This window comes from Pantoea sp. 18059 (assembly GCF_902706165.1).
Taxonomy (GTDB): Bacteria; Pseudomonadota; Gammaproteobacteria; order Enterobacterales; family Enterobacteriaceae; genus Pantoea; species Pantoea agglomerans.
The window spans coordinates 914,535-940,903 of sequence record NZ_CACSJS010000001.1 but is presented as its reverse complement, the minus strand read 5'-3'; the positions used below and the strand labels follow the sequence as shown (position 1 = coordinate 940,903).

Below are 26,369 nucleotides of genomic sequence, written 5' to 3'. Positions count from 1 at the left end.
GCCGCCTTTTAATTTTTTTTATATGTTGTGAAGCAACAGCCTGGTAGGTACGGCAATGTTAAAATTCATCCTGCGTCGCTTGCTTGAAGCGCTCCCGACGCTGTTCGTCCTGATTACCATCTCCTTCTTTATGATGCGACTGGCACCCGGCAGCCCGTTTACCGGCGAGCGCACCCTGGCACCGGAAGTGATGGCCAACATTGAGGCGAAATATCACCTCAACGATCCTATCGGTAAGCAGTATGTCGATTACCTGGTGCAGCTGGCGCACGGCGACTTCGGCCCATCCTTTAAATACAAAGATTATTCGGTCAACTACCTGGTCGCGCATGCGTTCCCGGTCTCGGCCAAACTTGGCCTGGCCGCGTTTCTGCTGGCGGTGGTACTTGGCGTCACGGCCGGAGTTATCGCTGCGCTCAAACAGAACAGCTTGTGGGATTTTGCGGTGATGGGGGTGGCAATGACCGGCGTGGTGATACCCAGTTTCGTGGTCGCGCCTTTGCTGGTTCTGCTGTTCGCCATCACCCTGAAGTGGCTGCCGGGCGGCGGCTGGAATGGTGGGCAGTGGAACTACATGCTGCTGCCGATGGTGGCGCTGTCGCTGGCTTACATCGCCAGTATCGCGCGTATCACCCGTGGATCGATGATTGAAGTGATGCACTCCAACTTTATCCGCACCGCGCGCGCCAAAGGCTTACCGCTGCGCCGCATTGTAATGCGTCATGCACTGAAACCGGCGTTGCTGCCGGTGATCTCCTACATGGGACCGGCATTTGTGGGCATCATCACCGGGTCGATGGTGATTGAGTCGATCTACGGTCTGCCGGGCATCGGTCAGCTGTTTGTGAACGGCGCGCTGAACCGTGACTACTCACTGGTGATGAGCCTGACCATTCTGGTGGGTTTGCTGACCATCGTATTCAACGCGATTGTTGACGTGCTCTATGCCGTTATCGATCCCAAAATTCGTTACTGATTGCGGAGTTCGCCATGATGTTAAGTAAGAAAAACAGCGAAGCTCTTGATGCGTTCAGTGAGAAGCTGGAAGTAGAAGGGCGTAGTCTCTGGCAGGACGCGCGTCGTCGTTTTATTCATAACCGCGCTGCCTCCATCAGCCTGCTGGTGCTGTTCCTGATCACCCTGTTCGTGATCTTTGCGCCGATGCTGGCGCAGTTCACTTACGACGATACCGACTGGGCTATGATGTCCTCGCCGCCCGATACCACCTCTGGTCACTGGTTCGGCACCGATTCTTCGGGTCGTGACCTGCTGGTGCGTGTGGCTATCGGTGGCCGGATCTCGCTGATGGTGGGCGTGGCTTCTGCGCTGATCGCGGTGATTGTCGGGACGCTCTATGGCTCGATTGCTGGCTATCTCGGCGGTAAAACAGACTCGGTGATGATGCGTATTCTGGAAATCCTTAACTCCTTCCCGTTTATGTTCTTCGTGATCCTGCTGGTGACCTTCTTTGGTCGCAATATCCTGCTGATTTTTGCCGCCATCGGTATGGTTTCGTGGCTCGATATGGCGCGTATTGTGCGCGGCCAGACGCTGAGCCTGAAGCGCAAAGAGTTTATCGAAGCGGCCCATGTGGGCGGGGTATCGACCTGGAAAATCGTGGTGCGCCACATCGTGCCGAACGTGCTGGGCGTGGTGGTGGTTTACGCCTCGCTGCTGGTGCCGAGCATGATCCTGTTTGAATCCTTCCTGAGCTTCCTGGGCCTGGGTACGCAGGAGCCGCTGAGTAGCTGGGGCGCACTCCTCAGCGACGGGGCAAACTCGATGGAAGTGTCGCCGTGGCTGCTGCTCTATCCGGCAGGTTTCCTGGTAGTCACGCTGTTCTGTTTCAACTTTATCGGCGATGGCCTGCGTGATGCCCTCGACCCGAAAGATCGTTAAGGAGTTTCCCGATGACTATTCATGAATTCCAGCCAGCAATGGCGGCCCGCGCGGGAAGCGAACAGCTACTTACGGTCAAAGATTTACGCGTTACCTTTGGCACGCACGATGGTGATGTTACCGCCGTTAACGACCTGAACTTCTCGCTGCGCGCCGGTGAGACGCTGGGCATTGTCGGTGAGTCCGGTTCCGGCAAATCACAAACCGCCTTTGCCCTGATGGGGCTGCTGGCGAAAAATGGCCGCATTGGCGGTTCGGCGATGTTCAATGGCAAAGAGATCCTGAATCTGCCCGAGAACAAGCTCAATAAACTGCGCGCCGAACAGATTGCGATGATTTTCCAGGACCCGATGACCTCGCTGAACCCCTATATGCGGGTGGGCGAGCAGCTGATGGAAGTGCTTAAGCTGCATAAAGGGATGAACAACGCGCAGGCGTTTGAAGAGTCGGTGAGAATGCTGGATGCGGTGAAAATGCCGGAAGCGCGCAAGCGGATGAAGATGTATCCGCATGAGTTCTCCGGCGGTATGCGTCAGCGCGTCATGATCGCCATGGCGCTGCTGTGCCGTCCCAAACTGCTGATTGCCGACGAGCCGACCACTGCGCTGGATGTTACCGTCCAGGCGCAGATTATGACGCTGCTCAACGACCTCAAGCGCGAGTTCAACACCGCCATTATCATGATCACCCACGATCTGGGTGTGGTGGCGGGGATCTGCGACAAAGTGCTGGTGATGTATGCCGGACGCACCATGGAGTATGGCCGTGCCCGCGATGTCTTTTATCAGCCGTCACATCCTTACTCGATTGGTCTGCTTAATGCGGTGCCGCGTCTGGATGCGGAAGGGGAAAGTCTGACGACGATACCGGGTAATCCACCCAACCTGCTGCGTCTGCCGCAGGGCTGCCCGTTCCAGCCGCGTTGTCCGCACGCTATGGATATCTGCACCCAGGCACCACCGCTGGAACCCTTTGGCGAAGGCCGTCTGCGCGCCTGCTTTAAGCCGGTGGAGGAGTTAGTATGAGCACCGTAGCTGAAAAAAGAGTGTTACTGGAAATCGCCGACCTCAAGGTGCATTTCGACATTAAAGATGGCAGGCAGTGGTTCTGGCAGCCATCAAAAACCCTGAAAGCAGTCGATGGTGTCAGCCTGCGTCTGTATGAGGGGGAAACCCTGGGCGTGGTAGGCGAGTCTGGCTGTGGTAAATCGACCCTGGCGCGCGCCATTATCGGGCTGGTGAAGGCGACCGAAGGTCGGGTCGCCTGGTTAGGCCGTGATCTGCTGGGGCAAAGTGAAGAGGAGTGGCGCAAGGCGCGAAGCGATATCCAGATGATATTCCAGGATCCGCTGGCGTCGCTGAATCCGCGTATGACCATCGGCGATATCATCGCAGAGCCACTGCGTACCTATCATCCAAAAATGGCGCGTCAGGAAGTGAAAGACCGCGTCAAAAATATGATGATGAAAGTGGGGCTGCTGCCTAACCTGATTAACCGCTATCCGCACGAGTTCTCGGGCGGTCAGTGTCAGCGTATCGGTATTGCCCGCGCGCTGATTCTGGAGCCAAAGCTGATTATCTGTGATGAGCCGGTCTCCGCACTGGACGTCTCAATTCAGGCCCAGGTGGTTAACCTGTTGCAGCAACTGCAGCGTGAAATGGGCTTATCGCTGATCTTCATTGCGCACGATCTGGCGGTGGTGAAACATATCTCTGACCGGGTGCTGGTAATGTATCTGGGGCACGCGGTGGAGCTGGGCACCTACAAAGAGGTCTACAGCAATCCTCAGCATCCTTATACCCGTGCGCTGATGTCCGCGGTGCCGATTCCCGATCCGGACAAGGAGAAGAACAAGCAGATTCAGCTGCTGGAAGGGGAGCTGCCGTCGCCGATCAATCCGCCATCAGGCTGCGTGTTCCGCACCCGTTGTCCGATTGCCGGTCCGGAGTGTGCGAAAACCCGGCCGCTGCTGGAAGGCAGCTTCAATCACGCGGTCTCCTGTCTGAAAGTCGACCCGCTATAATGCAAAACGCCGGGCAATCGCCCGGCGTTTTCTTATCAAATCTGACGCTTACTCACGCCACAGGATATGACAAAGCTTGTGGTCTTTCTCGCGGCACAGCAGCACGCGAGCAAAGACGTCGGTGATCGGTTCACCGTCCGCTTCACCCAGCCCAATCACCACCTCGGCGAAGAAGTCCGGGTTCAGATCGAAATCGACATGATCTTTCCAGTCTTCAGAGGGATCGAACAGCTCTGCGCCACCGCGCTCTTCGAACTGCAGATTGAAGAGAATGACGTCTGCCGGATCAAGATTGTCGACTGCCAGTTCGAGAAAAATATCGTAGGCTTGTTCCAGCGTTTCATCTTCGGTAAGGCGATTATTTAAATCCATAGTCTGTCCTGTCGGCCTGCGGCCATTTACACAATCTGGCTCGTTTTACAGTAAAGGACTGAAGAAGTAAAACAGTCGTTCGACGATGCGTTGCCACCAGGCACGTTTTGCCCAGCGCTTGCCATCCAGCAGGCGGGAACGGGCGATATAGTCATCCTGCACACAGGCGAGATCGCTGCCAAAACCCGCATCATCAACCACCAGCGTCACTTCAAAATTCAGCCATAAACTGCGCATATCGAGATTCACGGTTCCCACCAGGCTCAGTTGTCCGTCGACCAGCACGCTTTTGGTGTGCAGCAGGCCATCTTCAAACTGATAAATTTTCACGCCCGCTTCCAGCAACTCACTGAAGAAGGAGCGGCTGGCCCAGCCAACCAGCAGCGAGTCATTGTGACGAGGCACAATCACGCTGACATTGACGCCACGCTGCGCCGCCGTACAGATAGCATGCAGCAGATCGTCGCTCGGCACTAAGTAGGGCGTGGTCATGATCAACTGTTCACGTGCCGAATAGACCGCAGTCAGCAGCGCCTGATGGATCATATCTTCCGGGAAGCCGGGACCGGAGGCGATCACCTGCACGGTGTGGCCGCTCTCCTGTTCAAACGGCATAATGTTGCGATCGGGCGGCGGCGGTAAAATGCGTTTGCCGGTCTCTATCTCCCAGTCGCAGCTGAAAACAATCCCCATCGCGGTGGCAACCGGGCCTTCCATTCGCGCCATCAGGTCAATCCACTGACCGACACCCGCGCTCTGTTTGAAGAAGCGCGGATCGACCAGGTTCATGCTGCCGGTATAAGCGATGTAGTTATCAATGAGTACGATTTTGCGGTGCTGACGCAGATCCATCCGTCGCAGGAAGACGCGCAGCAGGCTGACCTGCAACGCTTCCACCACATCGATTCCGGCATTGCGCATCATGCCGACCCAGGGGCTGCGGAAAAAGGTAACACTGCCCGCAGAGTCGAGCAGCAGACGGCAATGAACGCCACGGCGTGATGCCGCCATCAGCGATTCCGCCACTTCATCCGCCAGACCGCCGGGATGCCATATATAGAACACCATCTCAATGTTGTGGCGGGCCAGCTGGATATCACGAATCAACGCCTGCATCACGTCGTCGGCGCTGGTGAGCAGCTGCAGCTGGTTGCCCTTGACCCCGGCGATGCCCTGACGATGGTAGCAAAGCTCAAACAGCGAACGCGCAACGTCGCTGTGTTCGGTGGCAAAAATTTCACGGCACTGCTTAAGGTCAGTAAGCCAGCGGGCAGTGGATGGCCACATGGTGCGGGCGCGCTCCGCACGACGTTTACCCAGATGGAGTTCGCCAAAAGAGAGATAAGCGATAATCCCTACCAGCGGCAGAATATAGATAACCAGTAGCCAGGCCATCGCGGATGTCACTGCCCGTCGCTTCATCAACACGCGCAGCGTAACCCCGGCGATCAGCAGCCAGTAACCAAACACCAGCAACCAGCTGATCAGGGTATAAAAAGTGGTCATAAAGTGGACATCCCGTTCGCGCTTTCGTCCGGCAAGTTTACGTGCAGATGACGGCTAACGGAACCCTTTATCCCGGACATCCTCGATGAAGGATCCGATTTGGTATTACCGCAGAGATCTCTATAATGCCCTCGCGTATATCTCGTGTGTATGACGTCAGAGAGGAAGTGATGAAACGAAGCAGAAATGAAGTGGCGCGCTGGAGAATGTTACGGCAGGTGCATCGCCGCCGCTCACGCTGGCTGGAAGGGCAGTCGCGGCGGTATAAGCGTATCCACTGCATTCGCCATCAGCTGGCACAACAGCAGCGTCGTTCGATTCTGTTTATTACGCAGATAATATAGCGAAAGCCCGGTGAATTCAGCCTGTCGGACAAAGCAGGCTATTCAGACTTCAAATCAGGCTTCAAAAAAAACCGATTCTGCCATCGCCCGTCGCGCTATCAGGTGCTCCTGATGCGACGCGCCACGATCGCTGACTTCGCGCATCAGACATTCCATTGAGCTGCCCAGCTCAGTCGGCCTGTGGTAACCCACACGATCGTACCATTCGTAAGACCACTTACGCGATTTACGCTGATAATAAACAGTGAGCCACACTGAGCAATTAGCAGGGTAACCACTCATTACTTCTATTTTGGGGTCAACAATAGAAAGGAGCCGGGATAACAGCGGGTCGAGCAATGTAAGGGACTGGCCAGAATAAGTTTTATGCATAATGTGCCCGCGACTGTGCTGTGCATCCATTCAGAGGTTCAACTCACAAGGGGTAAATGTAGACAGCTCTGCGAGATAATTCCTCTTTAATACTAAAAAAAGGGCGGAAAGATCATATTTTAATAGTAAAACAGGTCATTCAGGCGCGGACTAAAGAGGGAATATTAACAGGATAAAAACCGCAGGCTAACAAGTTGTACAACTTTACAATTTTGTAATGTGCTGTTATTTATGAGTTTATTGTCATTAAAACGTGACGATCTGATTTTTTAAGCTAAATATCTGTACAGATAGCTCGTTGTTGTATAACTTTATCGCATCGGTTATTAATCTTAAATGAATCCTATGAGGGTCAACCATGCAGACTAACGTTCGTATTCCCGCTTCAGTCTCTGACATCTCCGCGTATTTACACAGCGCCGCGCAGCCCTCACAACAGGCCATTCTTGGCTCCGTCGTGACAGAAATTATCAGTTCTGGCCGTAGTCTGAATCGTAAAGCGATCTGCTCAAAACTGATCGGCCGTTTACAGCATGTCACCAGTCCGGAAGAAGAACAGCACTATCATGCGCTGATTGGCCTGATTCTGGATCGCGGTTAACTCATCGCTGAAAATAGCTGTGGCGGGAAAATAAAGAGAGCGTGTATTACTGAAAGACCAGGCCGGTGTACTGCCGGTTTATTATCAATGTCGTTCAGAACAACGCTTTAATTTATTAAGATCAATTGGTCGCTGCGTTTATTCGCGAGGCAGAATATTCAGACCGGCCGGTTGCTGCGACAGAGAGTGATGTGCTGCTCTGTCGCAATGAAACCTCAGGTCTGATTAACCAGCGAGACGTTGTGTCGTCATCATCAGCGTTACGTTCACCAGCTGCAGTGCCGCCGCCAGCACGATCAGCATGACAATCCACTGCTTTTTATTACGCCAGCCCTGAGTTCGCCAGAGATAAACCGCGCTGCCGATCAGTAAAGCGATAATGGCCAATAGCCCCAGAATGATTATCTGCATCTTTCCTCTCTTGAACGATCAAAATAAAAATGGCTTCTGTGCCTGGCACAGAAGCCATTTTCAATGCTGAGTCACGATCAGAAGACGCGTTTAAACGGCTTAACCGAAACCTGCTTATAGACGCCCGCGGCGAAGTAGGGATCATCCTGTGCCCAGGATTGTGCTTCTTCTAATGACGGGAATTCAGCAATCACGGTTGAGCCGGTAAAGCCCGCTACACCAGGATCGTTGCTGTCGACAGCAGGCATCGGGCCTGCAATGATCAGGCGTCCCTCTTCCTGCAGCAGTTTGAGCCGTGCCAGATGGGCAGGGCGCACGGCGTTACGTTTTTCCAGTGAATCTGCAGTATCTTCTGCATAAATGACGTAAAGCACTAAGGAACTCCCATTAACCAGAATTTCGCAACACGTTAAGGGATTGCCCCTCAGAGTGCAAACGAAACCTCAGAGTGGTGAAAGGCTCAGCATAAAGGGCTAAAAAGCGCTTTTCTTCAGGCGGGATGGCGGGAGTTATTGAAACTGATTGCTATTTGCATTTAAAATCGCTGCTTCATTCAATCACTGCGACTGTTATGACCACGCTGACTATGCCATTACCTAAACGCACGTCTGTCTCCATGTTGTTGTCTGTTGCTTTGCATGGGGCCGTGATAGCCGGAATTCTGTATGCTTCATTCCAGCAGGTGATTGAGGTGCCCAAAGCGTCGCAGCCCATCAGCGTTACCATGGTCGCCCCTGAAGTCCAGCCTGAGCCTGCACCGGCCATCGTGGAGCCGCCTGCACCACAGCCAGAACCTCAGCCAGAACCTGAACCGGTGCCGGAACCTCAGCCCGTGCCCGAACCGCCGAAAGCGGAGCCGGTGCCGATTCCCAAACCTGAGCCTAAGCCAAAGCCCAAACCGAAACCAGAGCACAAGCGGGAGCAGCCTAAACGCGAGGTGAAGCCGCGTCAGGAAAGCAAACCGCAGGCCGATCCGTTTAAGCAGGAAGCCCCGGCGACGCAGAACAAACCGACCACGGCGCCAAAATCTACGCCGTCACCCATCTCATCGGCCTCAACCGGCCCAAAAGCACTGAACGTCAGTAAGCCTGGCTATCCACAACGCGCATTTGCACTGCGTGTAGAGGGGCGGGTACGGGTGAAGTTTGATGTGGATAGTGAGGGACGGGTGGATAACATCCAGATCCTCTCTGCTGAGCCGCGCAATATGTTTGAGCGTGAAGTTAAGCAGGCGATGAAAAAGTGGCGCTATCAGAGCGGACGGCCAGGGCAGGGTCTGACCATGAATATCGTGTTTAAGATTAATGGTGGGGCCAGCCTGGAATAAAGCGTCAGGTCAGGCTGAAACAGCCTGACCTGTTTTTCATTCGCCGGGTTGCTGGTTGGCACGACCGGCTGGCAGAGGACGGGAATTACCCTCATTGTCGACCGCCACATAAATAAACACCGCTTCCGTCGCAATGTAAGTTTGTCCAATCGGCTCAGACGACACTTTTTTGATCCACACTTCCACATTAATCGTCATGGAACTGTTGCCGGTACGAAGACAGCTCGCATGGCAGCTCACCACATCGCCCACCGCGACGGGCTTCATAAATGACATGCCGTCGACGCGAACCGTCACCACGCGTCCTTCAGCGATCTCTTTCGCCAGGATAGCGCCACCCATATCCATCTGTGACATCAGCCAGCCACCAAAAATATCGCCGTTGGCGTTGGTATCTGCTGGCATGGCGAGCGTACGCAGCACCATTTCGCCTTTCGGCAATGTATGTTTTTCGCCCATTGCTTCCACTTCTATGCAGGTGAATGCTAAAAAAATGCCCGGCGGACCGGGCAGATGATTATTTTTGTTCCTGCTGCGGCATCTGTCGCCAGATGTAAAGCCCGCTGAGCAGGGTAAACAGTAAGGTCAGACCGGAGAGACCGAACACTTTAAAGTTAACCCAAAACGCCTGAGATAACCAAAAGGCGACATAGATGTTTACCAGGCCGCAGATAAAGAAGAACAGCGCCCAGGCAACGTTGAGCCGGCGCCAGACCGCGTCGGGCAGCTGCAGCTCTTTACCCAGCATGCGCTGAATCAGCGTCTGCTCCATAAACCACTGGCTGTAGAGCAGGGCGGCGGCAAACAGGCTGTAGATAACCGTGACTTTCCACTTAATGAACTCATCGTTGTGGAACACCAGCGTCAGGGTGCCAAAAACCGCCACCAGCACAAAGGTGAAAATCGTCATCTTTTCCAGCTTGCGATAGAGCACCCAGCTGACAACCAGCGCCAGACCGGTCGCGACAATCAGCGCGCCCGAGGCGACAAAAATGTCATACAGCTTGTAGAAGATGAAAAAGACCACCAGGGGAAGAAAGTCGAGTAGCTGCTTCATAGTTTTTCCATTCAGAGTTGGCTGCAAATGTGCCCGAAGGCACATCGTCAATCAACGTAACAGCATATAGAGCCGATAAAGATAGATAATCAACATCGCCGAAACCACATTGCCTGCCGCGGTGAAAATCACCGACGAGACATTCAGCGGTAAAACCGTCAGCGAAGAGAAGAACAGCATCACCACCACTTTGGCCAGCAGCCAGAGCAGAATAGCGGGGGCAATCAGCTTCACATTCTTCCACGCCATCCGCATGCTGGCCCGCATGGCGGCAAAGACACCCATCTTCTCACTGGCCACCATCACCGGAGCCAGCGACAGCAGAATCGTCAGCAGAATGCCTGGCACCACCAGCACCATAAAGCCCAGTTGCGCCACCAGCGTCATCAGGAAGGTGAGCAGCAGCAGCTTTGGCAGCAGCGGCGCTGAAGCACCAATCGCCCGCAACGCACTGACACGCTGGCCGGAAGAGACCATCGGGATCAGATAGAGCATTCCGCCAAGCAGCAGCGTGTTCCCCATCAGCGCAGCGAAGGTGCTGGCCGCCGAGGCGCGCAGCAGCACCTGCTGCTGTTCCGGTGACATATTCTGCACCATCTCAAACAGCGAACCGGCGCTATCGTCACCCTGTTGCAGGAGGGCCATCTGATCGGCACCCGGCGTCAGCACATGCACCAGCATGACGGTGATAAAAGCGGCCAGCAGCGACATCAACAGCACCGTAGCCAGTTGATGGCGCGCGAAATTTCCTGTGTCACGGTATAACGAGCTTGCCGTGATAGACATGTACACTCCTTTGAGGAACCGGGTTAATTAACCCGGCGATTGTACATGTTCTGGTAGCTCGCTGGCACCCGCTGCGGCATAACTTTCTGTCATGACAGGTAAAGATGGGGAAAAAAGGGCGGGAAGACCATATCTGGCGCGGGCGCGATCGCAGGCTTCATTGTGGATACCCGCTTCGCCCGACATCGAAAATTCCCGACAGGGCGTCGGACGTTGTTCGTAGATTCCGCAGGAGACACAGCCGCCAATGTCGCCCTCAAGGGCAACGCAGCGCGGCGCGCGATCGTTCGTTCCACGCATATTGCGCATTAACAGGCTGAGCGGTTCGGTTAATGCGGTCGGCACCGGGCCGCCGGCATCATCGGCTTCAGCCCAGTAAAATGAGACGCGGAAATGGGCGCAGCAGGCGCCACAGCTGACACAAGGGTTAGTTATTTCACTCATTTGATCACCCGCCCCTCCCAGGGCATCGAACCAAAATCACCAGAGAAGATAAGCAAAATAGGCCTGGCGAAATTATTCAGCAAGGGGAATTTTGCTGCGCCAGCCAGAGCCGAAATTGATCTAAATCAATTCATTGTTTTTTAAGTAATTTATCTGAAGGGTACAGAGTGCAATTTTCTGTAAATCACGTTAAATATTTGCCAGCAAAAAGCGATGACGTTCGCGACATTAACATTAAGCAAAGGAGTGATGATGAAACTGGCAAAATGCGCGATGCTGCTGGCTCTGGCTTTTCCGCAACTGTCGATGGCCCACGAAGCAGGCGACTTCTTTATGCGTGCCGGTAGTGCCACCGTCCGGCCCACCGAAGGTTCCGATAATGTGTTAGGGATGGGCGAGTTCAGCGCATCCAACGACACGCAGCTGGGCCTGACCTTTACTTACATGGCAACGGACAACATTGGTGTTGAATTACTGGCCGCCACACCGTTCCGTCACAAAGTGGGCCTGGGCCCGACCGGAACACTGGCAACAGTACGCCAGTTACCGCCTACGCTGATGGCGCAGTACTACTTCTTTGACAGCAAGAGCAAAGCGCGTCCTTACGTTGGCGTAGGTATCAACTACACCACCTTTTACGATGCCGATTTCAATCAAACGGGCCGCGATGCGGGCCTGACCGATCTCAGCGTGAAGGATTCCTGGGGTGTGGCGGGTCAGGTCGGTCTGGATTATCAGATTAACCGTGACTGGATGCTGAATGCGTCGGTGTGGTACATGGATATTGATACGGAAGTGAAGTTTAAAGCGGGTGGCGAGCAGCAGAATATCAATATGCGCATCGATCCCTGGGTCTTCTTCTTCGGAGCGGGTTACCGTTTCTGATGATAAAGATGATAAAAAGGCCGCTGAATCAGCGGCCTTTTTTGTCTGTTAAGACGTTATTTGATCTGCATATTGTTAACAACGGACTTCACGCCCGCCACGCTGCGCGTAACCTGAACGGCACGGTTAGCCATCTGTGGTGATGAAACAAAACCGCTCAGCTGAACTTTACCTTTAAAGGTTTCTACGTTGATTTCAGTTGATTTCAGCGAGTCATCTTTCAGCAGTTCACCTTTAACTTTTGTGGTCACCACAGTGTCATCAATATAGCCACCGGTTCCCTCTTTGGTTGCGGTTGGCGCACAGGCGCTCAGTGTCAGCGCAACCACGCCCGCCAGTACAGCACCTGTCAGCAGTTTAACGAATTTCATTGCTTTCTCTCCCTGTCACAAAATGGATGCGACGTTACCGTAACGGCGCATTGTCATTGTGGTGCAGATTTTGCAAAAAGGGCAAATGGGGGAATGAAAAAAAAGGAAACAAATCATGCCTTATCGCGCGATAAGGCATGCTGGCAGGATTAACGGCTGGCGGCTTTAAGGCGGCTGACAAAGTTCTTCAGCTCGCTCAGCATCACCTCAGGCTCTGAATGATGTTTTTCGATGATTCTGACAATCGCAGAGCCGGAGATCGCACCCGCAGCGCCCGCGGCGATCGCTTCCTTCACCTGGTCAGGCTCAGAGATACCAAAGCCCTGCAGCGGCGGGGCTGCATGGTATTCACGCAGCTTGTCGATCAGATGCTGCAACGGCAGGCTGGCACGGTTTTCAGCACCGGTCACGCCTGCGCGCGACAGCAGGTAGGTGTAACCCCGTCCGTGTGAAGCGATCTCGCGCAGCAGCTCATCGCTGGCGTTAGGCGGACAGATGAAGATGGGTGCCACGCCATGACGCAGCGCAGCCTGACGGAAGGGCGCGGACTCTTCAACGGGCACATCCGCCACCAGCACCGAATCCACACCCGCCTCTGCACAACGGGCATAGAACTCATCCACACCGTTGGTGAAGACCAGATTGGCGTACATCAGCAATCCAATCGGCAGATCCGGATACTTACGGCGGATAGTGGCCAGCATTTCAAAGCATTGGCTGGTGTTGGTGCCCGCCGCAAAGGCGCGTAACGTCGCATTCTGGATGGTCGGGCCATCTGCAAGGGGATCGGAAAAGGGAATACCCAGCTCCAGTGCATCCGCGCCTCCTTCAACCAGGGCATCAATCACGCGCAGTGAAAGCTCCGGTGACGGATCGCCCAGCGTAACAAAAGGCACGAAAGCCCCTTCGTTATTCGCTGACAGACGCGTAAACAGTTGATTGTAACGTTCCATCAGATTTCTCCCTGCGCTGTCAAAATGTCATGAACGGTGAAAATATCTTTGTCGCCGCGGCCAGAGAGGTTGACCACAATCAACTGCTCTTTTTCCGGCTCAGCCTGAATCATCTTCATAGCGTGCGCCAGGGCGTGGGATGACTCCAGCGCCGGAATGATACCTTCATCGCGACAGAGCTGTTTAAAGGCGGCCAGCGCTTCGTTATCGGTGATAGAGACATATTCCGCACGACCGATGCTGTTCAGGTGCGCATGCTGCGGGCCTACCGACGGGAAGTCGAGGCCGGCAGAGATCGAGTAAGACTCCTCAATCTGGCCATCATGGGTCTGCATCATCGGCGATTTCATACCGAAGTAGATGCCGACGCGACCGTGCTTGAGCGGCGCGCCATGCTCGCCGGTCTCAATGCCGTGGCCCGCAGGCTCTACGCCGATCAGCTTCACGCTGGTCTCATCGATAAAGTCGGCAAACATGCCGATGGCGTTGGAGCCGCCGCCCACACAGGCGAGGATCGCATCGGGCAGGCGACCCTCTCTTTCCAGAATCTGCTTTTTAGTCTCTTCGCCAATCATGCGCTGGAACTCACGCACAATCGTCGGGAAGGGATGCGGACCCGCCGCGGTGCCGAGCATATAGTGTGATGTCTCGTAGCTGCCAGACCAGTCACGCAGCGCTTCATTACAGGCATCTTTCAGCGTGGCGGAGCCGCTGTGCACCGGGATCACTTCTGCGCCCATCAGACGCATACGGAAGACGTTGGGTGACTGACGCTCCACATCTTTTGCGCCCATATAGATGCGGCATTTCATGCCCAGCAGCGCACAGGCCAGCGCTGAAGCCACGCCGTGCTGACCCGCACCGGTTTCGGCAATGATTTCGTTTTTGCCCATGCGTTTGGCTAACAACGCCTGACCCAGCACCTGGTTGGTCTTGTGCGCGCCACCGTGCAGCAGATCTTCACGCTTAAGATAGAGGCGGGTTTTGGTGCCTTTAGTCAGGTTTTTGCACAGCGTCAGGGCGGTAGGCCGACCCGCATAGTTCTTCAGCAGGTCGGTAAACTCGGCCTGAAACTCAGGATCTTTCTGGGCGTCGACAAACGCCTGTTCCAGCTGGCGCAGGGCTGGCATCAGGATTTGCGGAACATACATTCCGCCAAATTCGCCAAAGTAGGGATTAAGTAACGTCATTTTTTATCTTCCTTTCTCGGGCCCGCCGTTGAGCAGGCCAGGCAAATCAGTAGGCTCGCAGTGTCTGAAACACAGCGGCAATTTTACGGGCATCTTTGATGCCAGGCGCGCTTTCCACGCCAGAGTTGAAGTCCAGGCCGGCACAGCCGAGCTGCGCGGCTTCAACACAGTTATCCGCGCTCAGGCCACCGGCCAGCAGAACATTGTTGAGCGTCTGTCCCTGCAACAGCGACCAGTCGAAACGCTGTCCGGTTCCACCGTCGCCATTATCAAACACATAACGGTCAACATGAGGCCAGTCGCGCGCCGGCAAGGTGCCTTCAATGCGCAGCGCCTTCCAGATTTGAATCTCTGCTGGCAGAGCCGCACGCAGTTCAGCCACAAACGCCGGCGTCTCGTTGCCATGCAGCTGCACCGCAGAGAGTGAAAGCGCACCGGCTTGCGTGACAATGTCACTCATAGCGGCATTGCGGAACACGCCGACGTAGCGCAGCGGGGCCGCAGCGATAACGGTCTGCGCCTTAGCGGTGTCAATCTGGCGTGGGGAACCTTCCGCAAAGATCAGCCCGCCATAGATTGCCCCGGCTTCATAGGCGGCGCGCGCATCTTCGGCACGGGTCAGGCCGCACACTTTATTGCTGCCCAGCGTGACCCGACGCACCGCTGCGGTCAGGTCGGCCTCCTCCATCAGTGCAGAACCAATCAGGAAGCCGTTGGCAAAATGGCTCAGCTCGCGAATATCGGCATAGCTGTTAATGCCTGATTCGCTGATTACCGTGACGCCGTGTGACAGGCGCGGTGCCAGCTGACGGGTGCGGTTAAGATCGATAGAGAGGTCACGCAGATCGCGGTTGTTGATACCCACGACTTTGGCCTGCAGCGCGATAGCCCGCTCCAGTTCCTCTTCATTGCTTACTTCAGTCAGAATGCCCATCTTCAGGCTGTGCGCCACAGCGGCCAGCTGACGATACTGCTCGTCATCCAGCACTGACAGCATCAGCAGAATCGCATCCGCCTGGTAGTAACGGGCCAGATAGATCTGATAGGGGTCGATGATAAAATCTTTGCACAGCACCGGCTGGGTGATGGCCGCGCTGACAATCGGCAGAAAGGCGAAGTCGCCCTGAAAATATTTCTCATCGGTCAGTACAGATACCGCGGAAGCGTAGTGGCGGTAGACCCCGGCAATGGCGGCTGGATCGAAATCCTCACGAATAATGCCTTTCGAGGGAGAGGCCTTTTTACACTCCAGGATAAACGCGGTTCTTGCACCCTGCAGCGCGTCGTAGAAATGACGGCTGGCAGGTTCAATGCTGTTCTGAAAGGTAGAGAGAGGCTGCTGCTGCTGACGGGCTTCAACCCAAATCGCTTTGTCCTGAACAATTTTTTCTAACACGGTGCCTTTCATGATTATCCTCTTGCTGCCAGTGCGACGACACGCTCATAAGCCTGTCCGCTGCGGATGGCGTTAAGCGCCTGCTGTGCGTTTTCACGCAGATCTTCCTGACCGAATACTTTAAGCAACATCGCCACGTTGACGGCGACGGCCTCCTCATGGGCCTGCTGGCCATTACCCTGGAGTAAAGAGGTCAGAATGTCACGATTTTCTTCCGGCGTGCCGCCCGCCAGCGCCTCTTTGGGATGGAAGCCAAAACCAAAGTCCTCTGGCGAGAGCTGATAGCGCGTAATTTCACCTTCACGCAGTTCGGCCACATGGGTCACGTCGTGCAGCGCCACCTCATCCATTCCGCCACCGTGAACCACCGCCGCGCGCTGATAACCCAGCACTTTCAGCGTCTGAGCAATCGGCATCACCAGTTCCGGGCTGTAGACGCCAATCACCGCCAGTGGCGGGCGTGCCGGGTTGATCAGCGGACCCAGCACGTTAAACAGCGTACGGGTCTTAAGCTGCTGGCGGACCGGCATCGCGTGGCGAAAACCGGTGTGATACTGCGGCGCAAACAGGAAGCAGACATTGAGATCGTCCAGCGCCTGGCGCGCCCGGTCAGCAGGCATATCGAGATTGATGCCAAAGGCGGCCAGCAGATCGGAGGAGCCCGATTTGCTGGAGACGCTGCGGTTGCCGTGCTTCGCCACTTTCAGACCGCAGGTCGCGGCGACAAAGGCGCTGGCAGTCGAAATATTAATGCTGTTACTGCCATCGCCGCCGGTGCCCACAATGTCGGCAAACGCATAATCAGGGCGGGGAAAAGGTTTGGCATCTTCCAGCAGTGCGGTGGCGGCTCCGGCGATCTCTTCCGGCGTTTCACCGCGCACCTTCATGGCGATCAGCGCGGCAGCGAGCTGCGTTGGCTCCAGCTGTCCGGTAATGATGGCGCTGAACAGCTGATGACTCTCAGCCTGATTCAGCGTCTGCGCCTGGTAAAGTTTTTCCAGTGTCTGTTGCATGTTTATTCTCCCTGTTACTTTGCCAGTGCCCAGGCCAGCGTCTGCTCAAGCAGGCGCGCACCCTGAGAAGTCAAAATCGATTCAGGATGGAACTGAAACCCGCATACGCGATCGGTTTCATGGCGAACGGCCATCACCATCCCGTTGTAACTGGCGTTCACCGTCAGCTCTTCCGGCGTGTTGCTGCCCACCAGCGAGTGATAGCGCGCCACCGGCAGCGGATTGCTCAGACCGGCAAACATCGCCTCGCCGTCATGGTCGATTGAAGAGGCTTTGCCGTGCAGGATCTCGCCTGCCTGGCCCACATGGCCGCCATAGGCTTCGACAATCGCCTGGTGACCCAGACAGATACCGATAATTGGCAGACGACCACGCAGCACCCGCAGCAGCTCCGGCATACAGCCAGCATCTTTTGGCGCGCCGGGACCGGGAGAGAGCATCAGCACCGGGTTCTCCATCCGCTGCAGCTGTTCAATAAGCAGTTCGGCGGGCAGGTTGTTGCGGTAAATCACCACGTTGTGACCAAAGGTCCGCAGCTGATCAACCAGGTTATAGGTAAAAGAGTCGATGTTATCGAGCAGCAGAATATCGGCCATCAGAAGATCTCCTTGCAGTGATGGGCAGTCGCGATAGCGCGCAGTACGGCGCGCGCTTTGTTGCGGCTTTCATCAGCTTCAGCCTGCGGATTAGAATCCAGCACCACACCAGCGCCCGCCTGAACGGTGGCGACGCCATCTTCTACATAGGCGGAGCGGATAACGATACAGGTATCGAGATCGCCCTGGGCGGTGAAGTAGCCCACCGCGCCGCCGTAGCTGCCGCGACGGGTGCGTTCAGCCCCGGCAATCAACTGCATGGCGCGAACTTTTGGTGCTCCGCTCAGCGTGCCCATGTTCATACAGGCACGATAAGCGTGCAGCACATCGAGATCCGCGCGCAGCGTACCCACCACGCGGGAAACCAGATGCATCACAAACGAGTAGCGGTCGACTTTGGTCAGGTCAGCCACGTAACGGCTGCCGGGCACGCAGATACGCGCCAGATCGTTACGCGCCAGATCCACCAGCATCAGATGCTCAGCCAGCTCTTTATGGTCGGTACGCATCTCCAGCTCAATGCGGCTGTCGAGATCGCGGTCCAGTGAGCCATCAGCATGGCGGCCACGCGGGCGGGTACCGGCAATCGGGTAGATCTCAATCTGACGGGAGGTGGCGTCATACTTCAGCGAACTCTCCGGCGACGCGCCAAACAGGGAGAAATCCTGATCCTGCATGAAAAACATATAGGGGCTGGGATTGCTGTTTTTCAGTGTCTCATAAGCAGCCAGCGGCGACGGGCACGGCAGCGAGAAGCGACGTGACGGCACGACCTGGAAAATTTCGCCGATGCGAACCGCCTGCTGAAGGGTGCGTACTACGTCGCAATACTCTTCATCACTTTGGCTGGTGGTCAGCGTCATCTGTTCAACCGGCTGGACCGGCAGAGCCGGTGCCGGCTGCAGCATCTGGCCGTGCAACTGCTTGATGCGGCGCTGCAGGCGCTGGAACTCGCTGGTGGACGGGCAGAACAGGCTGGCCTGAAGACGCGCACTGCGGGTCTGGTGATCGATTACCAGTAAGGTTTCTGCCAGGTAAAAACAGTAGTCGGGGCAGCGTTGCTGATTATCCAGCTCCGGCAGGGTTTCAAAACCGGCAACCAGATCATAAGCAAACAGGCCACCCAGCAGCACGGCTTCGCGCTCATCGGCAGGGGAGTTGACCAGTTGTGGAATCAGACGCAAAGCATCAAACACCGACAGTGCCTTGAGGCGGGAATCTTCATCCTGCTGATGGTCGGTGCTCTGCGGGAAAGTCAGTTCACGTCCATCGGGACGAACCTGATTGCTGACCGACGCAGGCAGGGCCTCATCCAGCAGCGGCAGCAGGGCGCGGCCATTTTCTGACAACGCCTGAACGGTGACATTGTTGCCCATTGCGCTGACGCGCAGCGCGCTGTCGACAATCAGCAGGCTTTTTAAGTTGCGTTTGCTGTCGATGTCAGCGGATTCAAGCAGCAGGGTTGCCGGACGTGCGCCGCACAGCTGGTGAAACACTGCGGCCGGATCTTCGCGGTAGGGTGCGGTGCCGGTAATCAACTTCACTGTAGGTTTCGCATTTGGCATGATGATTTCTCTGAATTTCGCTCAAAAAAAAGCCCGCTCGGTGGCGGGCTCAGGTATTAGCACAGCGTTTACGCAAAGTGTGCACGACCCTGTCGCCCGTTTTCGGGAACATTGCGCCAACCGTTTAAATGCGTGATTACAACAGCCATGATTGAATACCCGTTACGTGTGAACTTGTGTACTAGTTAACGGGTTCAGAGCGGAAATGTCAATACACTTTTTCACTGACCGTGAAAATCGTTATCATGCTGGCCGGTTTAGTTTTTGCAGGAGTTCTCTTGAGCGATATCGCCCGTTTCCCGGTTTATGATTTACACAGCCACACGCGTGCCTCCGATGGCTTACTGACCCCAGCCGCCCTGGTGCAGCGAGCGGTTGAGATGCGCGTCGGCGTACTGGCGATCACCGATCACGACAGCGTTGCAGGGGTTGATGAAGCGCAGCAAACGGCAATCGATTACGATTTACCGATAAAAGTGCTGGCGGGCGCAGAAATCTCCACCCTGTGGGAAAACCATGAGATTCACATCGTGGGACTGAACATTGATATCCGCCATCCGGCGATGGTGGCGTTTCTGGCCGGACAACATGCCTGTCGGCAAGCACGTGCAGAAGAGATTGGTGAGCGACTGGCGAAGGCACGTATCCCGGATGCGCTGGCGGGAGCGACGCGACTGGCTGATGGCGGCATCATTACCCGCGGTCACTTTGCCCGCTTCCTGATTGAGCAGGGTAAAGCAGAGAATATGGCGCAGGTGTTCAAAAATTATCTGGCGCGTGGCAAAACCGGTTACGTGCCGCCACAATGGTGTACAATTAAACAAGCTATTGATGCTATTCATCATTCTGGTGGCTGCGCCGTGCTGGCGCATCCTGGCCGTTACGGTTTATCGGCAAAGTGGCTCAAACGGCTCGTCGCCCATTTCCGCGAAGCGGGCGGCGATGCGATGGAAGTCGCGCAGTGCCAGCAGCCGCCTAATGAGCGCACGACGCTGGCGCAATACGCCAGAGATAATGAACTGGCCGCATCACAAGGTTCTGATTTTCATCAACCCTGTCCGTGGATTGAACTGGGCCGCAAACTCTGGCTGCCCGCGGCGGTTGAGCCGGTCTGGGAACGCTTCCCGGATCTGGCTCCCAGACTGGCAATCACGGAAAGGTGACACGAGGTTTCTATGAGTCAATTGTTTCATATTCATCCGGACAACCCACAGCCCCGCCTGATTAATCAGGCGGTTGACTACCTGAACAAAGGCAGCGTCATTGTTTATCCAACCGATTCCGGCTATGCGCTGGGCTGTCGGCTGGAGGAGAAGGGCGCGATGGAGCGTATCTGTCGTATCCGTCAGCTCGACGGGCACCACAACTTTACCCTGATGTGCCGGGATCTCTCTGAGCTGTCGGTCTATTCGCAGGTGGGCAACTCAGCGTTTCGCCTGCTGAAAAACAACACGCCAGGCAACTACACCTTTATTCTCAAGGCGACCAAAGAGGTGCCGCGCCGCCTGATGAATGAAAAACGTAAGACCATTGGTCTGCGCGTGCCCTCTAATCCCGTGGCGCTGGCGCTGCTGGAAGCACTGAATCAGCCGATGATGTCGACCTCATTAATTCTGCCGGGCAACGATTTCACCGAGTCCGATCCGGAAGAGATCCAGCACAGCATCGGCAAGCTGGTCGATCTGATTATCGACGGCGGCACGCTGGGCCAGCAGCCGACCACGGTGGTCGATCTGACCACCGATGCGCCGGAAATTGTGCGTGAAGGGGTGGGCGATACCCGCCCGTTCCTGTAAGCCCTCAGGCTCAGGCACCGCGTGTCGGTGTCTGGGCCAGATTCGACTCTAACCAGCTTTTGAACTGGCCGTAAGGAATATAAAGTGACACATCTTTCAGGATCACTTTGTTATTACGCCCATTTTTAATCGAGTCAGAATAGCCAACAATCACGCCGCCCAGCGTATCATCACGGTTATAAACGCCGCCGCCCGACATCCCCTGAACAACACCTGCATTGGAGGCCATGGCTATACAGGGACTTTTATTCCAGTTATTCCGAATAGCCGTACGGGCTAAATTAACTCCGGTCGATTCAACCGGCATCGCTGAAATAAAACTGTAGCCATACATTTTAACCGGATCGCCGATGTCGCTGCTGCGGAACTTAGTCAGCGTGCTGGCGTCATTCTTGTGATAAATAATCGCAAGGTCGCAATAAGGGTGATAAGACTTGACGCGCTGCACGGCAGTTTTGGCAACGTGCGCAGCTGTCAGGCTATATTCAGGCGTCAGAGGAATGCTGGTGCCCAGTGTGCCGAGACCGAGGATCGTCGGAATGCCAGTCACGCTCATATCTACGTGCTGCATCGCCGTACGACTGTACTCAGTATGGCCCACAGAACACCCGCTCAGCACCAGTGCAGCAAGCACCGGGCACAGCAACAGGTTTTTCATGATGGGTTTCTTTATTCAGGCATGTCGGGAAATCCCTGGTGAAGATTTTTGACATGCAAGCAAGGTTCATCACTGAACCGTATTAACGCAACAACTCCGGATGCGCCGGTTTATTGGATTAATCTAAAAAGACTATTTTTATATACGAATAACAAAAGCCGGACTTCATTGTTGCAGGACCCCTCTGTCGTGAGTCCTGCTTTTTATTGTGCTACAGGAATAAATTATATCAGCTTAATAGTGTCGTGCAATTTATTAAAGCTAATAAGAATCAAATGTCCTTGAAAATAAGGCCTTAAATAAATCTGCGTTAAGAAAAATCTGGCTTTTTTGTGTTTACCGAGCGGTTATAATGGATTAAATCATTAAAACAGTTGTTTGTGCTGACTTTGGTGTTTTTTTAAGAAGAATAAAAGCAAGGGAAAACCAGCGAAAGTGTAAGATAGTGTTAAGGTTTTTATCACCAGAACATTACGTTGATGAAACTGAAGTGGTTAGAAAATTTAATTGTCATCAGCTATAAAGTTTTTAATACATGCATTTTATTAATCTTATTCCTGTCAGATGCACGGGGATTATTTAAATCAGCGTCAGATATTATCAGATCTAAAACTATCAGAGGCTGACCCTTCTTAATTCGCTTCAGACCCACTCATAAAGCGCGTTACTTCAGGGGTAAATGCCTGTATAATGGGGCCGAATTAATAGGTTAACCTGTTGATTCAGAAAGAATTATCACCCTACCGTGACGCCTGGGAAGGCGACAAAGAGGAAGCTCAATGAGCGAAAAGTTACAGAAAGTCTTAGCGCGTGCCGGTCATGGCTCGCGTCGTGAAATCGAATCAATGATTGCCGCTGGCCGTGTCAGCGTCGACGGCAAGATCGCCACCCTGGGCGACCGCGTTGAAAGCAGCAAATCTCTGAAAATCCGTATTGATGGCCATCTGGTCTCGATTGCTGAATCAGCAACCGAAGTTTGCCGCGTGCTGGCTTACTACAAACCAGAAGGTGAACTCTGTACCCGCAGCGATCCTGAAGGGCGCCCAACGGTATTTGATCGTCTGCCTCGTCTGCGCGGTTCACGCTGGATTGCCGTTGGCCGTCTGGATGTGAACACCTGTGGTCTGATGCTCTTCACCACTGACGGTGAACTGGCGAACCGCCTGATGCATCCGAGCCGTGAAGTGGAACGTGAATATGCGGTGCGCGTCTTTGGTCAGGTCGACGATGATAAAATTCGTCAGCTGAGCAAGGGCGTTCAGCTGGAAGATGGCCCGGCTGCCTTTAAAACCCTGAAATTTGGCGGTGGAGAAGGGATCAACCAGTGGTACAACGTGACCCTGACCGAAGGACGCAACCGTGAAGTGCGTCGTTTATGGGAAGCGGTCGGCGTGCAGGTCAGTCGTCTGATGCGTGTTCGCTACGGCGATATCACCTTACCAAAAGGCCTGCCACGCGGTGGCTGGACCGAACTGGATCTGCCTGCGGTTAACTACCTGCGTAACCTGGTGGAGATGGATGATGAAACGGTTACCAAACTGGTGGTCGAAAAAGATCGTCGTCGCACCAAAGCGAACCAGATTCGTCGTGCCGTGAAACGTCACAGTAAAGTGAGCAGCACCCCACGTGCACCACGCCGCAATCCGGGCAGCAAACGTAACTCCGGTTAATCACGTTGCCCGATCGCTAAAAACGCAGCCCAGGGCTGCGTTTTCTTTTTCTGTTACCAGTCAATTCCCTGCTGAGCCTGTATCCCGGCATCAAAAGCGTGCTTAACCGGCCGCATCTCAGTCACCGTATCCGCCATCTCAGTCAGGCTGCGATGACAGCCACGTCCGGTAATGATGACGCTCTGATGCGCCGGGCGCTGTTGCAGGGCCGCTATCAGCTCTTCCAGTGGCAGATAATCCATGCTGACCATATAGGTGATTTCGTCGAGCACCACCAGATCCAGCTGCTCATCGGCCAGCATCCGTTTTGCATGCTGCCACACCGCCAGACAGGCAGCGGTATCCGTTTCGCGGTTCTGCGTATCCCAGGTAAAGCCGGTTGCCATCACCTGAAATTCAACACCGTGCTGTTCCAGCAGGTTTCGCTCGCCATTCGGCCAGTCACCTTTAATGAACTGGATAGCCGCCACGCGTTTGCCATGACCGGTGGCGCGGAGTGCGGTGCCAAAGGCCGCAGTCGTTTTGCCTTTGCCATTGCCGGTAAAGACCATCAGGATGCCACGAACCTCCGTGGCTGCAGCAATACGCGCATCTACCTGTTCTTTTAACCGCTGCTGACGCTGTTGATGACGATCGTCAGCCATTATTCAGCGGCTCCCGGTTTTCTGCCTGGCTGGGCATCAAAGCTGATCCCGGTTTTACGACGGCTGTCATCACCCATCAGATAAAGGTAGAGCGGCATCAAATCGGCAGGGGTTTTCAGCTTATTGGCATCTTCCTGCGGGAACGCGCTGGCACGCATTTTGGTTCGCGTCCCGCCCGGATTAATACAGTTCACCCGCAGCGACTGGTTCTTATACTCATCAGCCAGTACCTGCATCATGCCTTCGGTAGCAAATTTAGAGACGGCGTAAGCCCCCCAGCCCGCGCGACCGGTACGGCCCACGCTGGAGGTGGTAAACACCAGTGAACCGGCATCCGATTTTAACAGCAGCGGCAACAGCGCCTGCGTCAGGAAGAAGGTGGCGTCCAGGTTGATGTTCATCACCTGCTGCCAGACCTGTGGGTCGAGTTCAGCCAGCGGCACAATCTCACCGAGGATACCGGCGTTATGCAGCACGCCGTCAAGACGCGGAAACTGCTGTGCCAGCTGTTCTGCCACCTGCTGGCAACGTTCCGGTGTCGCTTCGGCCAGATCGAACACCACAGTGTGAGCAGGACAGAGATTGAGTTGATTGATCGCCTGTTCGACCTGCTGAAGCTTCTCAGGGTTACGGCCCATCAGGATCACTTCTGCGCCATAGCGGGCATAAGTCAGCGCCGCTTCCCGGCCAATGCCATCTGAAGCGCCAGTGACCAGGATAATGCGATGATTGAGCAGGTCGCTTTTCGGTTGATAATGCACAGCGGGGTCCTCCAGCGAAAACAGCATGATTCCGTTTTATGCCTGAATTTACGAATGGGCGCAATCGCCAACCCACCCATTCTGTGCCAGCTGCTGGCATTTCAGGCGACGAAGCGGGGCAAAACGGCTAAACTGGCGAACTGTTTTTGATTCTCTGTTTACTAAGGCGACCTATGGATTTTATTTCAACGTATGGACTGTTTTTAGCGAAAGTGGTGACACTGGTGGTTGCCGTCGCTGTGATTGTCATGATTGTGATGAATGCCGCATTACGCAAACGGGCACAAAACGGTCAGCTTCGACTGACTCATCTGGATGATGACTATCAACAGATGAAAGAGGATTTGCAACTGGCAAAAATGAAGCCTCAGGCACAAAAAGTCTGGCTGAAAAATCATAAGAAAAGTGAAAAGCTGAAAGCCAAAGCGGAAAAGCAGGCGGCGAAGCAGGGGCAGACAGACAGTGCGAAGCCCACGCTCTATGTACTCGATTTCAAAGGCAGCATGGACGCCCATGAGGTGACCTCACTACGTGAAGAGATTTCAGCCGTGCTGGCTGTGAAACAGCCTGGCGATGAAGTGCTGCTGCGTCTTGAAAGCCCTGGTGGCGTGGTTCATGGCTATGGCCTGGCAGCCTCGCAGCTGCAGCGTCTGCGCGATCAGGGTCTGCGCATCACGGCGGCCGTGGATAAAGTGGCGGCCAGCGGCGGTTACATGATGGCCTGCGTAGCCGATCGTATTGTGGCGGCACCTTTCTCGATTATTGGCTCCATCGGCGTGGTCGCGCAGATCCCCAATTTCAACCGCTTGCTGAAACGGAACGATATTGATATTGAGCTGCATACCGCCGGACAGTACAAGCGCACGCTGACGCTGTTTGGTGAAAACACCGAAGAGGGACGTGAGAAATTCCAGGAAGATCTCGACGAAACGCACCTGCTGTTCAAGCAGTTTGTCCACCAGATGCGCCCGTCACTCGACATCGATCAGGTGGCAACCGGTGAACACTGGTATGGCCGCCAGGCGCTGGACCTCGGCCTGGTTGACGAAATCGGCACCAGCGATGATCTGATCATCCGTCAGATGGATAAGTTCAGCGTGCTCGGCGTGCATTATGCCCGCCGCCGTAAGGTGATGGATCGCTTTACGCAGAGCGCCGGCTCGGTGGCAGAGCGCCTGCTGCTGAAACTCTGGCAGCGCGGCGAAAAGCCACTGCTCTGATGATCTGATGATGCTAAACCCGGCCTGCGCCGGGTTTTTTCATTCCAGGTGGTAGAGCGGCGACAGCACCACGGCAAGGTGTTTGAACACGTTAAACACCGCCGTGGTTTTAGCCGTCGGCACTCCATCGGCATCGAGAAAAAACGGTCCGCGAAATACCAGCACTTCACCCTGCTGAATCACCTCATCCGCCTGCATTCCCGCTAAATAATCATCATGTTCTTTGATCAGCGCATTGGCCTTTTCCAGCAACGCCTGGCGGGAAATAGCCTGAGTTGAACTCTGCATTTATTCACTCCTGTTTGACAGTACTCCAATCCTTTCTATATTACTGGCGAGTCACAGGGTGTGACAAATCGGTGTAATCGATGAAAACCTGGCGTAAGTCCGGGCTGAGTGCTAATTAAGTTGCGTAACAGATTTTATCAGGTAGAGTGTGGGCGATTCCGATTTCAGGGATTTTGCACCAGGATGTGCGATGAGTTCAGATAGAAAAAGCACTCTTTATC

Annotated in this window: 30 protein-coding genes, 1 pseudogene and 1 other annotated feature; of the genes and pseudogenes, 12 read left to right on the top strand and 19 right to left on the bottom strand. The window is 54.8% G+C overall.

Annotated features, from left to right (window positions below; genetic code table 11):
• Nucleotides 1-55 precede the first annotated feature (55 nt).
• From oppB to oppF, 4 genes are read left to right on the top strand one after another with little or no spacing between them, the layout of a single operon-like run.
• The gene (gene oppB / locus GVJ63_RS04430) at nucleotides 56-976 is read left to right on the top strand and encodes an oligopeptide ABC transporter permease OppB (protein ID WP_010244379.1); all 921 of its coding nucleotides are present in this window, start codon (nucleotides 56-58) and stop codon (nucleotides 974-976) included.
• 14 nt (nucleotides 977-990) lie between these two features.
• Nucleotides 991-1,899, top strand: a complete 909-nt coding sequence (oppC, locus tag GVJ63_RS04425; RefSeq protein ID WP_010244382.1) for an oligopeptide ABC transporter permease OppC — start codon at nucleotides 991-993, stop codon at nucleotides 1,897-1,899.
• 11 nt (nucleotides 1,900-1,910) lie between these two features.
• Nucleotides 1,911-2,924, top strand: coding sequence for an ABC transporter ATP-binding protein (locus GVJ63_RS04420; RefSeq protein ID WP_010244386.1), 1,014 nt, complete (start codon nucleotides 1,911-1,913; stop codon nucleotides 2,922-2,924).
• Nucleotides 2,921-3,922, top strand: a complete 1,002-nt coding sequence (gene oppF / locus GVJ63_RS04415) for a murein tripeptide/oligopeptide ABC transporter ATP binding protein OppF (RefSeq protein ID WP_010244389.1) — start codon at nucleotides 2,921-2,923, stop codon at nucleotides 3,920-3,922. The genes GVJ63_RS04420 and oppF overlap by 4 nt, the downstream gene beginning before the upstream one ends.
• Before the next feature lie 48 nt (nucleotides 3,923-3,970).
• Here oppF and GVJ63_RS04410 read toward each other — a convergent pair whose 3' ends face one another.
• Nucleotides 3,971-4,294, bottom strand: coding sequence for an HI1450 family dsDNA-mimic protein (locus GVJ63_RS04410; protein WP_003853921.1), 324 nt, complete (start codon nucleotides 4,292-4,294; stop codon nucleotides 3,971-3,973).
• A 45-nt stretch (nucleotides 4,295-4,339) separates the two neighbouring features.
• On the bottom strand, nucleotides 4,340-5,800 hold the full coding sequence (cls, locus tag GVJ63_RS04405) for a cardiolipin synthase (protein ID WP_010244396.1): 1,461 nt from the start codon (nucleotides 5,798-5,800) through the stop codon (nucleotides 4,340-4,342).
• A 170-nt stretch (nucleotides 5,801-5,970) separates the two neighbouring features.
• Here cls and GVJ63_RS04400 point away from each other — a divergent pair, with 170 nt between their 5' ends.
• Nucleotides 5,971-6,144 carry a YciY family protein gene (locus GVJ63_RS04400; RefSeq protein ID WP_003853917.1) on the top strand — a complete coding sequence of 58 codons (174 nt, stop codon included), beginning with the start codon at nucleotides 5,971-5,973 and terminating at the stop codon, nucleotides 6,142-6,144.
• A 54-nt stretch (nucleotides 6,145-6,198) separates the two neighbouring features.
• Here GVJ63_RS04400 and GVJ63_RS22310 read toward each other — a convergent pair whose 3' ends face one another.
• A complete protein-coding gene (locus GVJ63_RS22310; RefSeq protein WP_223565405.1) occupies nucleotides 6,199-6,426 on the bottom strand; it encodes a hypothetical protein in 228 nt (75 codons plus the stop codon).
• Between the two features lie 448 nt (nucleotides 6,427-6,874).
• Here GVJ63_RS22310 and ycgZ point away from each other — a divergent pair, with 448 nt between their 5' ends.
• Nucleotides 6,875-7,117, top strand: a complete 243-nt coding sequence (gene ycgZ / locus GVJ63_RS04395) for a regulatory protein YcgZ (protein ID WP_010244401.1) — start codon at nucleotides 6,875-6,877, stop codon at nucleotides 7,115-7,117.
• A 225-nt stretch (nucleotides 7,118-7,342) separates the two neighbouring features.
• Here the strand turns inward: ycgZ and GVJ63_RS04390 are convergent, their stop codons facing one another.
• Both GVJ63_RS04390 and GVJ63_RS04385 read right to left on the bottom strand, forming a co-directional pair.
• Nucleotides 7,343-7,528 (bottom strand): hypothetical protein, encoded by a 186-nt coding sequence (locus GVJ63_RS04390; RefSeq protein WP_010670260.1) that lies wholly within the window; start codon nucleotides 7,526-7,528, stop codon nucleotides 7,343-7,345.
• Nucleotides 7,529-7,605: 77 nt separating this feature from the next.
• Nucleotides 7,606-7,902 carry a YciI family protein gene (locus tag GVJ63_RS04385; RefSeq protein ID WP_010244407.1) on the bottom strand — a complete coding sequence of 99 codons (297 nt, stop codon included), beginning with the start codon at nucleotides 7,900-7,902 and terminating at the stop codon, nucleotides 7,606-7,608.
• Nucleotides 7,903-8,099: 197 nt separating this feature from the next.
• Here GVJ63_RS04385 and tonB point away from each other — a divergent pair, with 197 nt between their 5' ends.
• Nucleotides 8,100-8,855, top strand: coding sequence for a TonB system transport protein TonB (gene tonB / locus GVJ63_RS04380; RefSeq protein ID WP_159226469.1), 756 nt, complete (start codon nucleotides 8,100-8,102; stop codon nucleotides 8,853-8,855).
• Nucleotides 8,856-8,891: 36 nt separating this feature from the next.
• Here the strand turns inward: tonB and yciA are convergent, their stop codons facing one another.
• Genes yciA through GVJ63_RS04360 form a run of 4 tightly spaced genes read right to left on the bottom strand, consistent with a single transcriptional unit; the run spans nucleotide 8,892 to nucleotide 11,142 of the window.
• Complete coding sequence (yciA, locus tag GVJ63_RS04375; RefSeq protein ID WP_010244413.1) at nucleotides 8,892-9,314, bottom strand: acyl-CoA thioester hydrolase YciA; 423 nt, start codon at nucleotides 9,312-9,314, stop codon at nucleotides 8,892-8,894.
• Nucleotides 9,315-9,372: 58 nt separating this feature from the next.
• Nucleotides 9,373-9,912 carry a septation protein A gene (locus GVJ63_RS04370; RefSeq protein ID WP_010244416.1) on the bottom strand — a complete coding sequence of 180 codons (540 nt, stop codon included), beginning with the start codon at nucleotides 9,910-9,912 and terminating at the stop codon, nucleotides 9,373-9,375.
• 51 nt (nucleotides 9,913-9,963) lie between these two features.
• Entirely contained in the window at nucleotides 9,964-10,698 is a 735-nt protein-coding gene (locus GVJ63_RS04365; protein ID WP_010244420.1) for a YciC family protein, read from the bottom strand.
• A 27-nt stretch (nucleotides 10,699-10,725) separates the two neighbouring features.
• Nucleotides 10,726-11,142 carry a YkgJ family cysteine cluster protein gene (locus GVJ63_RS04360; RefSeq protein WP_010244424.1) on the bottom strand — a complete coding sequence of 139 codons (417 nt, stop codon included), beginning with the start codon at nucleotides 11,140-11,142 and terminating at the stop codon, nucleotides 10,726-10,728.
• 213 nt (nucleotides 11,143-11,355) lie between these two features.
• Between GVJ63_RS04360 and ompW the strand changes: the two genes are divergently transcribed.
• Nucleotides 11,356-12,027 (top strand): outer membrane protein OmpW, encoded by a 672-nt coding sequence (gene ompW / locus GVJ63_RS04355; protein WP_108912490.1) that lies wholly within the window; start codon nucleotides 11,356-11,358, stop codon nucleotides 12,025-12,027.
• A 56-nt stretch (nucleotides 12,028-12,083) separates the two neighbouring features.
• Here the strand turns inward: ompW and GVJ63_RS04350 are convergent, their stop codons facing one another.
• From GVJ63_RS04350 to GVJ63_RS04320, 6 genes and pseudogenes are all read right to left on the bottom strand, one after another.
• On the bottom strand, nucleotides 12,084-12,398 hold the full coding sequence (locus GVJ63_RS04350; RefSeq protein WP_010244430.1) for a BON domain-containing protein: 315 nt from the start codon (nucleotides 12,396-12,398) through the stop codon (nucleotides 12,084-12,086).
• 149 nt (nucleotides 12,399-12,547) lie between these two features.
• Entirely contained in the window at nucleotides 12,548-13,351 is an 804-nt protein-coding gene (trpA, locus tag GVJ63_RS04345; RefSeq protein ID WP_159226468.1) for a tryptophan synthase subunit alpha, read from the bottom strand.
• Nucleotides 13,351-14,541 carry a tryptophan synthase subunit beta gene (gene trpB, locus GVJ63_RS04340; RefSeq protein WP_010244436.1) on the bottom strand — a complete coding sequence of 397 codons (1,191 nt, stop codon included), beginning with the start codon at nucleotides 14,539-14,541 and terminating at the stop codon, nucleotides 13,351-13,353. The genes trpA and trpB overlap by 1 nt, the downstream gene beginning before the upstream one ends.
• Nucleotides 14,542-14,587: 46 nt before the next feature.
• Nucleotides 14,588-15,949, bottom strand: a complete 1,362-nt coding sequence (trpCF, locus tag GVJ63_RS04335; RefSeq protein WP_124890014.1) for a bifunctional indole-3-glycerol-phosphate synthase TrpC/phosphoribosylanthranilate isomerase TrpF — start codon at nucleotides 15,947-15,949, stop codon at nucleotides 14,588-14,590.
• Between the two features lie 2 nt (nucleotides 15,950-15,951).
• A pseudogene (gene trpD, locus GVJ63_RS22305) lies at nucleotides 15,952-17,546 on the bottom strand (bifunctional anthranilate synthase glutamate amidotransferase component TrpG/anthranilate phosphoribosyltransferase TrpD).
• The gene (locus GVJ63_RS04320) at nucleotides 17,546-19,111 is read right to left on the bottom strand and encodes an anthranilate synthase component 1 (protein WP_159226467.1); all 1,566 of its coding nucleotides are present in this window, start codon (nucleotides 19,109-19,111) and stop codon (nucleotides 17,546-17,548) included. The pseudogene trpD and the gene GVJ63_RS04320 overlap by 1 nt, the downstream one beginning before the upstream one ends.
• Nucleotides 19,112-19,134: 23 nt before the next feature.
• Nucleotides 19,135-19,236, bottom strand: a sequence feature (Trp leader region).
• A 120-nt stretch (nucleotides 19,237-19,356) separates the two neighbouring features.
• On the opposite strand from GVJ63_RS04320, the gene GVJ63_RS04315 reads away from it, so the two are divergent.
• Nucleotides 19,357-20,274, top strand: coding sequence for a PHP domain-containing protein (locus GVJ63_RS04315; RefSeq protein WP_191919374.1), 918 nt, complete (start codon nucleotides 19,357-19,359; stop codon nucleotides 20,272-20,274).
• Between the two features lie 12 nt (nucleotides 20,275-20,286).
• The gene (locus tag GVJ63_RS04310; RefSeq protein WP_003853883.1) at nucleotides 20,287-20,907 is read left to right on the top strand and encodes an L-threonylcarbamoyladenylate synthase; all 621 of its coding nucleotides are present in this window, start codon (nucleotides 20,287-20,289) and stop codon (nucleotides 20,905-20,907) included.
• 10 nt (nucleotides 20,908-20,917) lie between these two features.
• On the opposite strand, the gene GVJ63_RS04305 is transcribed toward GVJ63_RS04310, so the two are convergent.
• Nucleotides 20,918-21,565, bottom strand: a complete 648-nt coding sequence (locus GVJ63_RS04305) for a hypothetical protein (protein WP_010244455.1) — start codon at nucleotides 21,563-21,565, stop codon at nucleotides 20,918-20,920.
• Between the two features lie 779 nt (nucleotides 21,566-22,344).
• Between GVJ63_RS04305 and rluB the strand changes: the two genes are divergently transcribed.
• Complete coding sequence (gene rluB, locus GVJ63_RS04300) at nucleotides 22,345-23,235, top strand: 23S rRNA pseudouridine(2605) synthase RluB (RefSeq protein ID WP_010670251.1); 891 nt, start codon at nucleotides 22,345-22,347, stop codon at nucleotides 23,233-23,235.
• A gap of 53 nt (nucleotides 23,236-23,288) precedes the next feature.
• On the opposite strand, the gene cobO is transcribed toward rluB, so the two are convergent.
• Entirely contained in the window at nucleotides 23,289-23,879 is a 591-nt protein-coding gene (gene cobO / locus GVJ63_RS04295; protein WP_010670250.1) for a cob(I)yrinic acid a,c-diamide adenosyltransferase, read from the bottom strand.
• Nucleotides 23,879-24,640 (bottom strand): YciK family oxidoreductase, encoded by a 762-nt coding sequence (locus GVJ63_RS04290; RefSeq protein WP_010670249.1) that lies wholly within the window; start codon nucleotides 24,638-24,640, stop codon nucleotides 23,879-23,881. Before GVJ63_RS04290 ends, cobO begins: the two co-directional genes overlap by 1 nt.
• Before the next feature lie 173 nt (nucleotides 24,641-24,813).
• On the opposite strand from GVJ63_RS04290, the gene sohB reads away from it, so the two are divergent.
• Complete coding sequence (sohB, locus tag GVJ63_RS04285) at nucleotides 24,814-25,860, top strand: protease SohB (protein WP_010244469.1); 1,047 nt, start codon at nucleotides 24,814-24,816, stop codon at nucleotides 25,858-25,860.
• Between the two features lie 39 nt (nucleotides 25,861-25,899).
• Here sohB and GVJ63_RS04280 read toward each other — a convergent pair whose 3' ends face one another.
• Nucleotides 25,900-26,148 (bottom strand): YciN family protein, encoded by a 249-nt coding sequence (locus GVJ63_RS04280; RefSeq protein WP_033757844.1) that lies wholly within the window; start codon nucleotides 26,146-26,148, stop codon nucleotides 25,900-25,902.
• Between the last annotated feature and the right edge of the window lie 221 nt (nucleotides 26,149-26,369).

What these genes read in the sequence shown, in the direction of transcription:
- oppB (WP_010244379.1), top strand. Translation starts at nt 56, where the DNA reads ATGTTAAAATTCATCCTGCGTCGCTTGCTTGAAGCGCTCCCGACGCTG.
- oppC (WP_010244382.1), top strand. Translation starts at nt 991, where the DNA reads ATGATGTTAAGTAAGAAAAACAGCGAAGCTCTTGATGCGTTCAGTGAG.
- GVJ63_RS04420 (WP_010244386.1), top strand. Translation starts at nt 1,911, where the DNA reads ATGACTATTCATGAATTCCAGCCAGCAATGGCGGCCCGCGCGGGAAGC.
- oppF (WP_010244389.1), top strand. Translation starts at nt 2,921, where the DNA reads ATGAGCACCGTAGCTGAAAAAAGAGTGTTACTGGAAATCGCCGACCTC.
- GVJ63_RS04410 (WP_003853921.1), bottom strand. Translation starts at nt 4,294, where the DNA reads ATGGATTTAAATAATCGCCTTACCGAAGATGAAACGCTGGAACAAGCC.
- cls (WP_010244396.1), bottom strand. Translation starts at nt 5,800, where the DNA reads ATGACCACTTTTTATACCCTGATCAGCTGGTTGCTGGTGTTTGGTTAC.
- GVJ63_RS04400 (WP_003853917.1), top strand. Translation starts at nt 5,971, where the DNA reads ATGAAACGAAGCAGAAATGAAGTGGCGCGCTGGAGAATGTTACGGCAG.
- GVJ63_RS22310 (WP_223565405.1), bottom strand. Translation starts at nt 6,426, where the DNA reads ATGAGTGGTTACCCTGCTAATTGCTCAGTGTGGCTCACTGTTTATTAT.
- ycgZ (WP_010244401.1), top strand. Translation starts at nt 6,875, where the DNA reads ATGCAGACTAACGTTCGTATTCCCGCTTCAGTCTCTGACATCTCCGCG.
- GVJ63_RS04390 (WP_010670260.1), bottom strand. Translation starts at nt 7,528, where the DNA reads ATGCAGATAATCATTCTGGGGCTATTGGCCATTATCGCTTTACTGATC.
- tonB (WP_159226469.1), top strand. Translation starts at nt 8,100, where the DNA reads ATGACCACGCTGACTATGCCATTACCTAAACGCACGTCTGTCTCCATG.
- yciA (WP_010244413.1), bottom strand. Translation starts at nt 9,314, where the DNA reads ATGGGCGAAAAACATACATTGCCGAAAGGCGAAATGGTGCTGCGTACG.
- GVJ63_RS04370 (WP_010244416.1), bottom strand. Translation starts at nt 9,912, where the DNA reads ATGAAGCAGCTACTCGACTTTCTTCCCCTGGTGGTCTTTTTCATCTTC.
- GVJ63_RS04365 (WP_010244420.1), bottom strand. Translation starts at nt 10,698, where the DNA reads ATGTCTATCACGGCAAGCTCGTTATACCGTGACACAGGAAATTTCGCG.
- GVJ63_RS04360 (WP_010244424.1), bottom strand. Translation starts at nt 11,142, where the DNA reads ATGAGTGAAATAACTAACCCTTGTGTCAGCTGTGGCGCCTGCTGCGCC.
- ompW (WP_108912490.1), top strand. Translation starts at nt 11,356, where the DNA reads ATGACGTTCGCGACATTAACATTAAGCAAAGGAGTGATGATGAAACTG.
- GVJ63_RS04350 (WP_010244430.1), bottom strand. Translation starts at nt 12,398, where the DNA reads ATGAAATTCGTTAAACTGCTGACAGGTGCTGTACTGGCGGGCGTGGTT.
- trpA (WP_159226468.1), bottom strand. Translation starts at nt 13,351, where the DNA reads ATGGAACGTTACAATCAACTGTTTACGCGTCTGTCAGCGAATAACGAA.
- trpB (WP_010244436.1), bottom strand. Translation starts at nt 14,541, where the DNA reads ATGACGTTACTTAATCCCTACTTTGGCGAATTTGGCGGAATGTATGTT.
- trpCF (WP_124890014.1), bottom strand. Translation starts at nt 15,949, where the DNA reads ATGAAAGGCACCGTGTTAGAAAAAATTGTTCAGGACAAAGCGATTTGG.
- GVJ63_RS04320 (WP_159226467.1), bottom strand. Translation starts at nt 19,111, where the DNA reads ATGCCAAATGCGAAACCTACAGTGAAGTTGATTACCGGCACCGCACCC.
- GVJ63_RS04315 (WP_191919374.1), top strand. Translation starts at nt 19,357, where the DNA reads ATGCTGGCCGGTTTAGTTTTTGCAGGAGTTCTCTTGAGCGATATCGCC.
- GVJ63_RS04310 (WP_003853883.1), top strand. Translation starts at nt 20,287, where the DNA reads ATGAGTCAATTGTTTCATATTCATCCGGACAACCCACAGCCCCGCCTG.
- GVJ63_RS04305 (WP_010244455.1), bottom strand. Translation starts at nt 21,565, where the DNA reads ATGAAAAACCTGTTGCTGTGCCCGGTGCTTGCTGCACTGGTGCTGAGC.
- rluB (WP_010670251.1), top strand. Translation starts at nt 22,345, where the DNA reads ATGAGCGAAAAGTTACAGAAAGTCTTAGCGCGTGCCGGTCATGGCTCG.
- cobO (WP_010670250.1), bottom strand. Translation starts at nt 23,879, where the DNA reads ATGGCTGACGATCGTCATCAACAGCGTCAGCAGCGGTTAAAAGAACAG.
- sohB (WP_010244469.1), top strand. Translation starts at nt 24,814, where the DNA reads ATGGATTTTATTTCAACGTATGGACTGTTTTTAGCGAAAGTGGTGACA.
- GVJ63_RS04280 (WP_033757844.1), bottom strand. Translation starts at nt 26,148, where the DNA reads ATGCAGAGTTCAACTCAGGCTATTTCCCGCCAGGCGTTGCTGGAAAAG.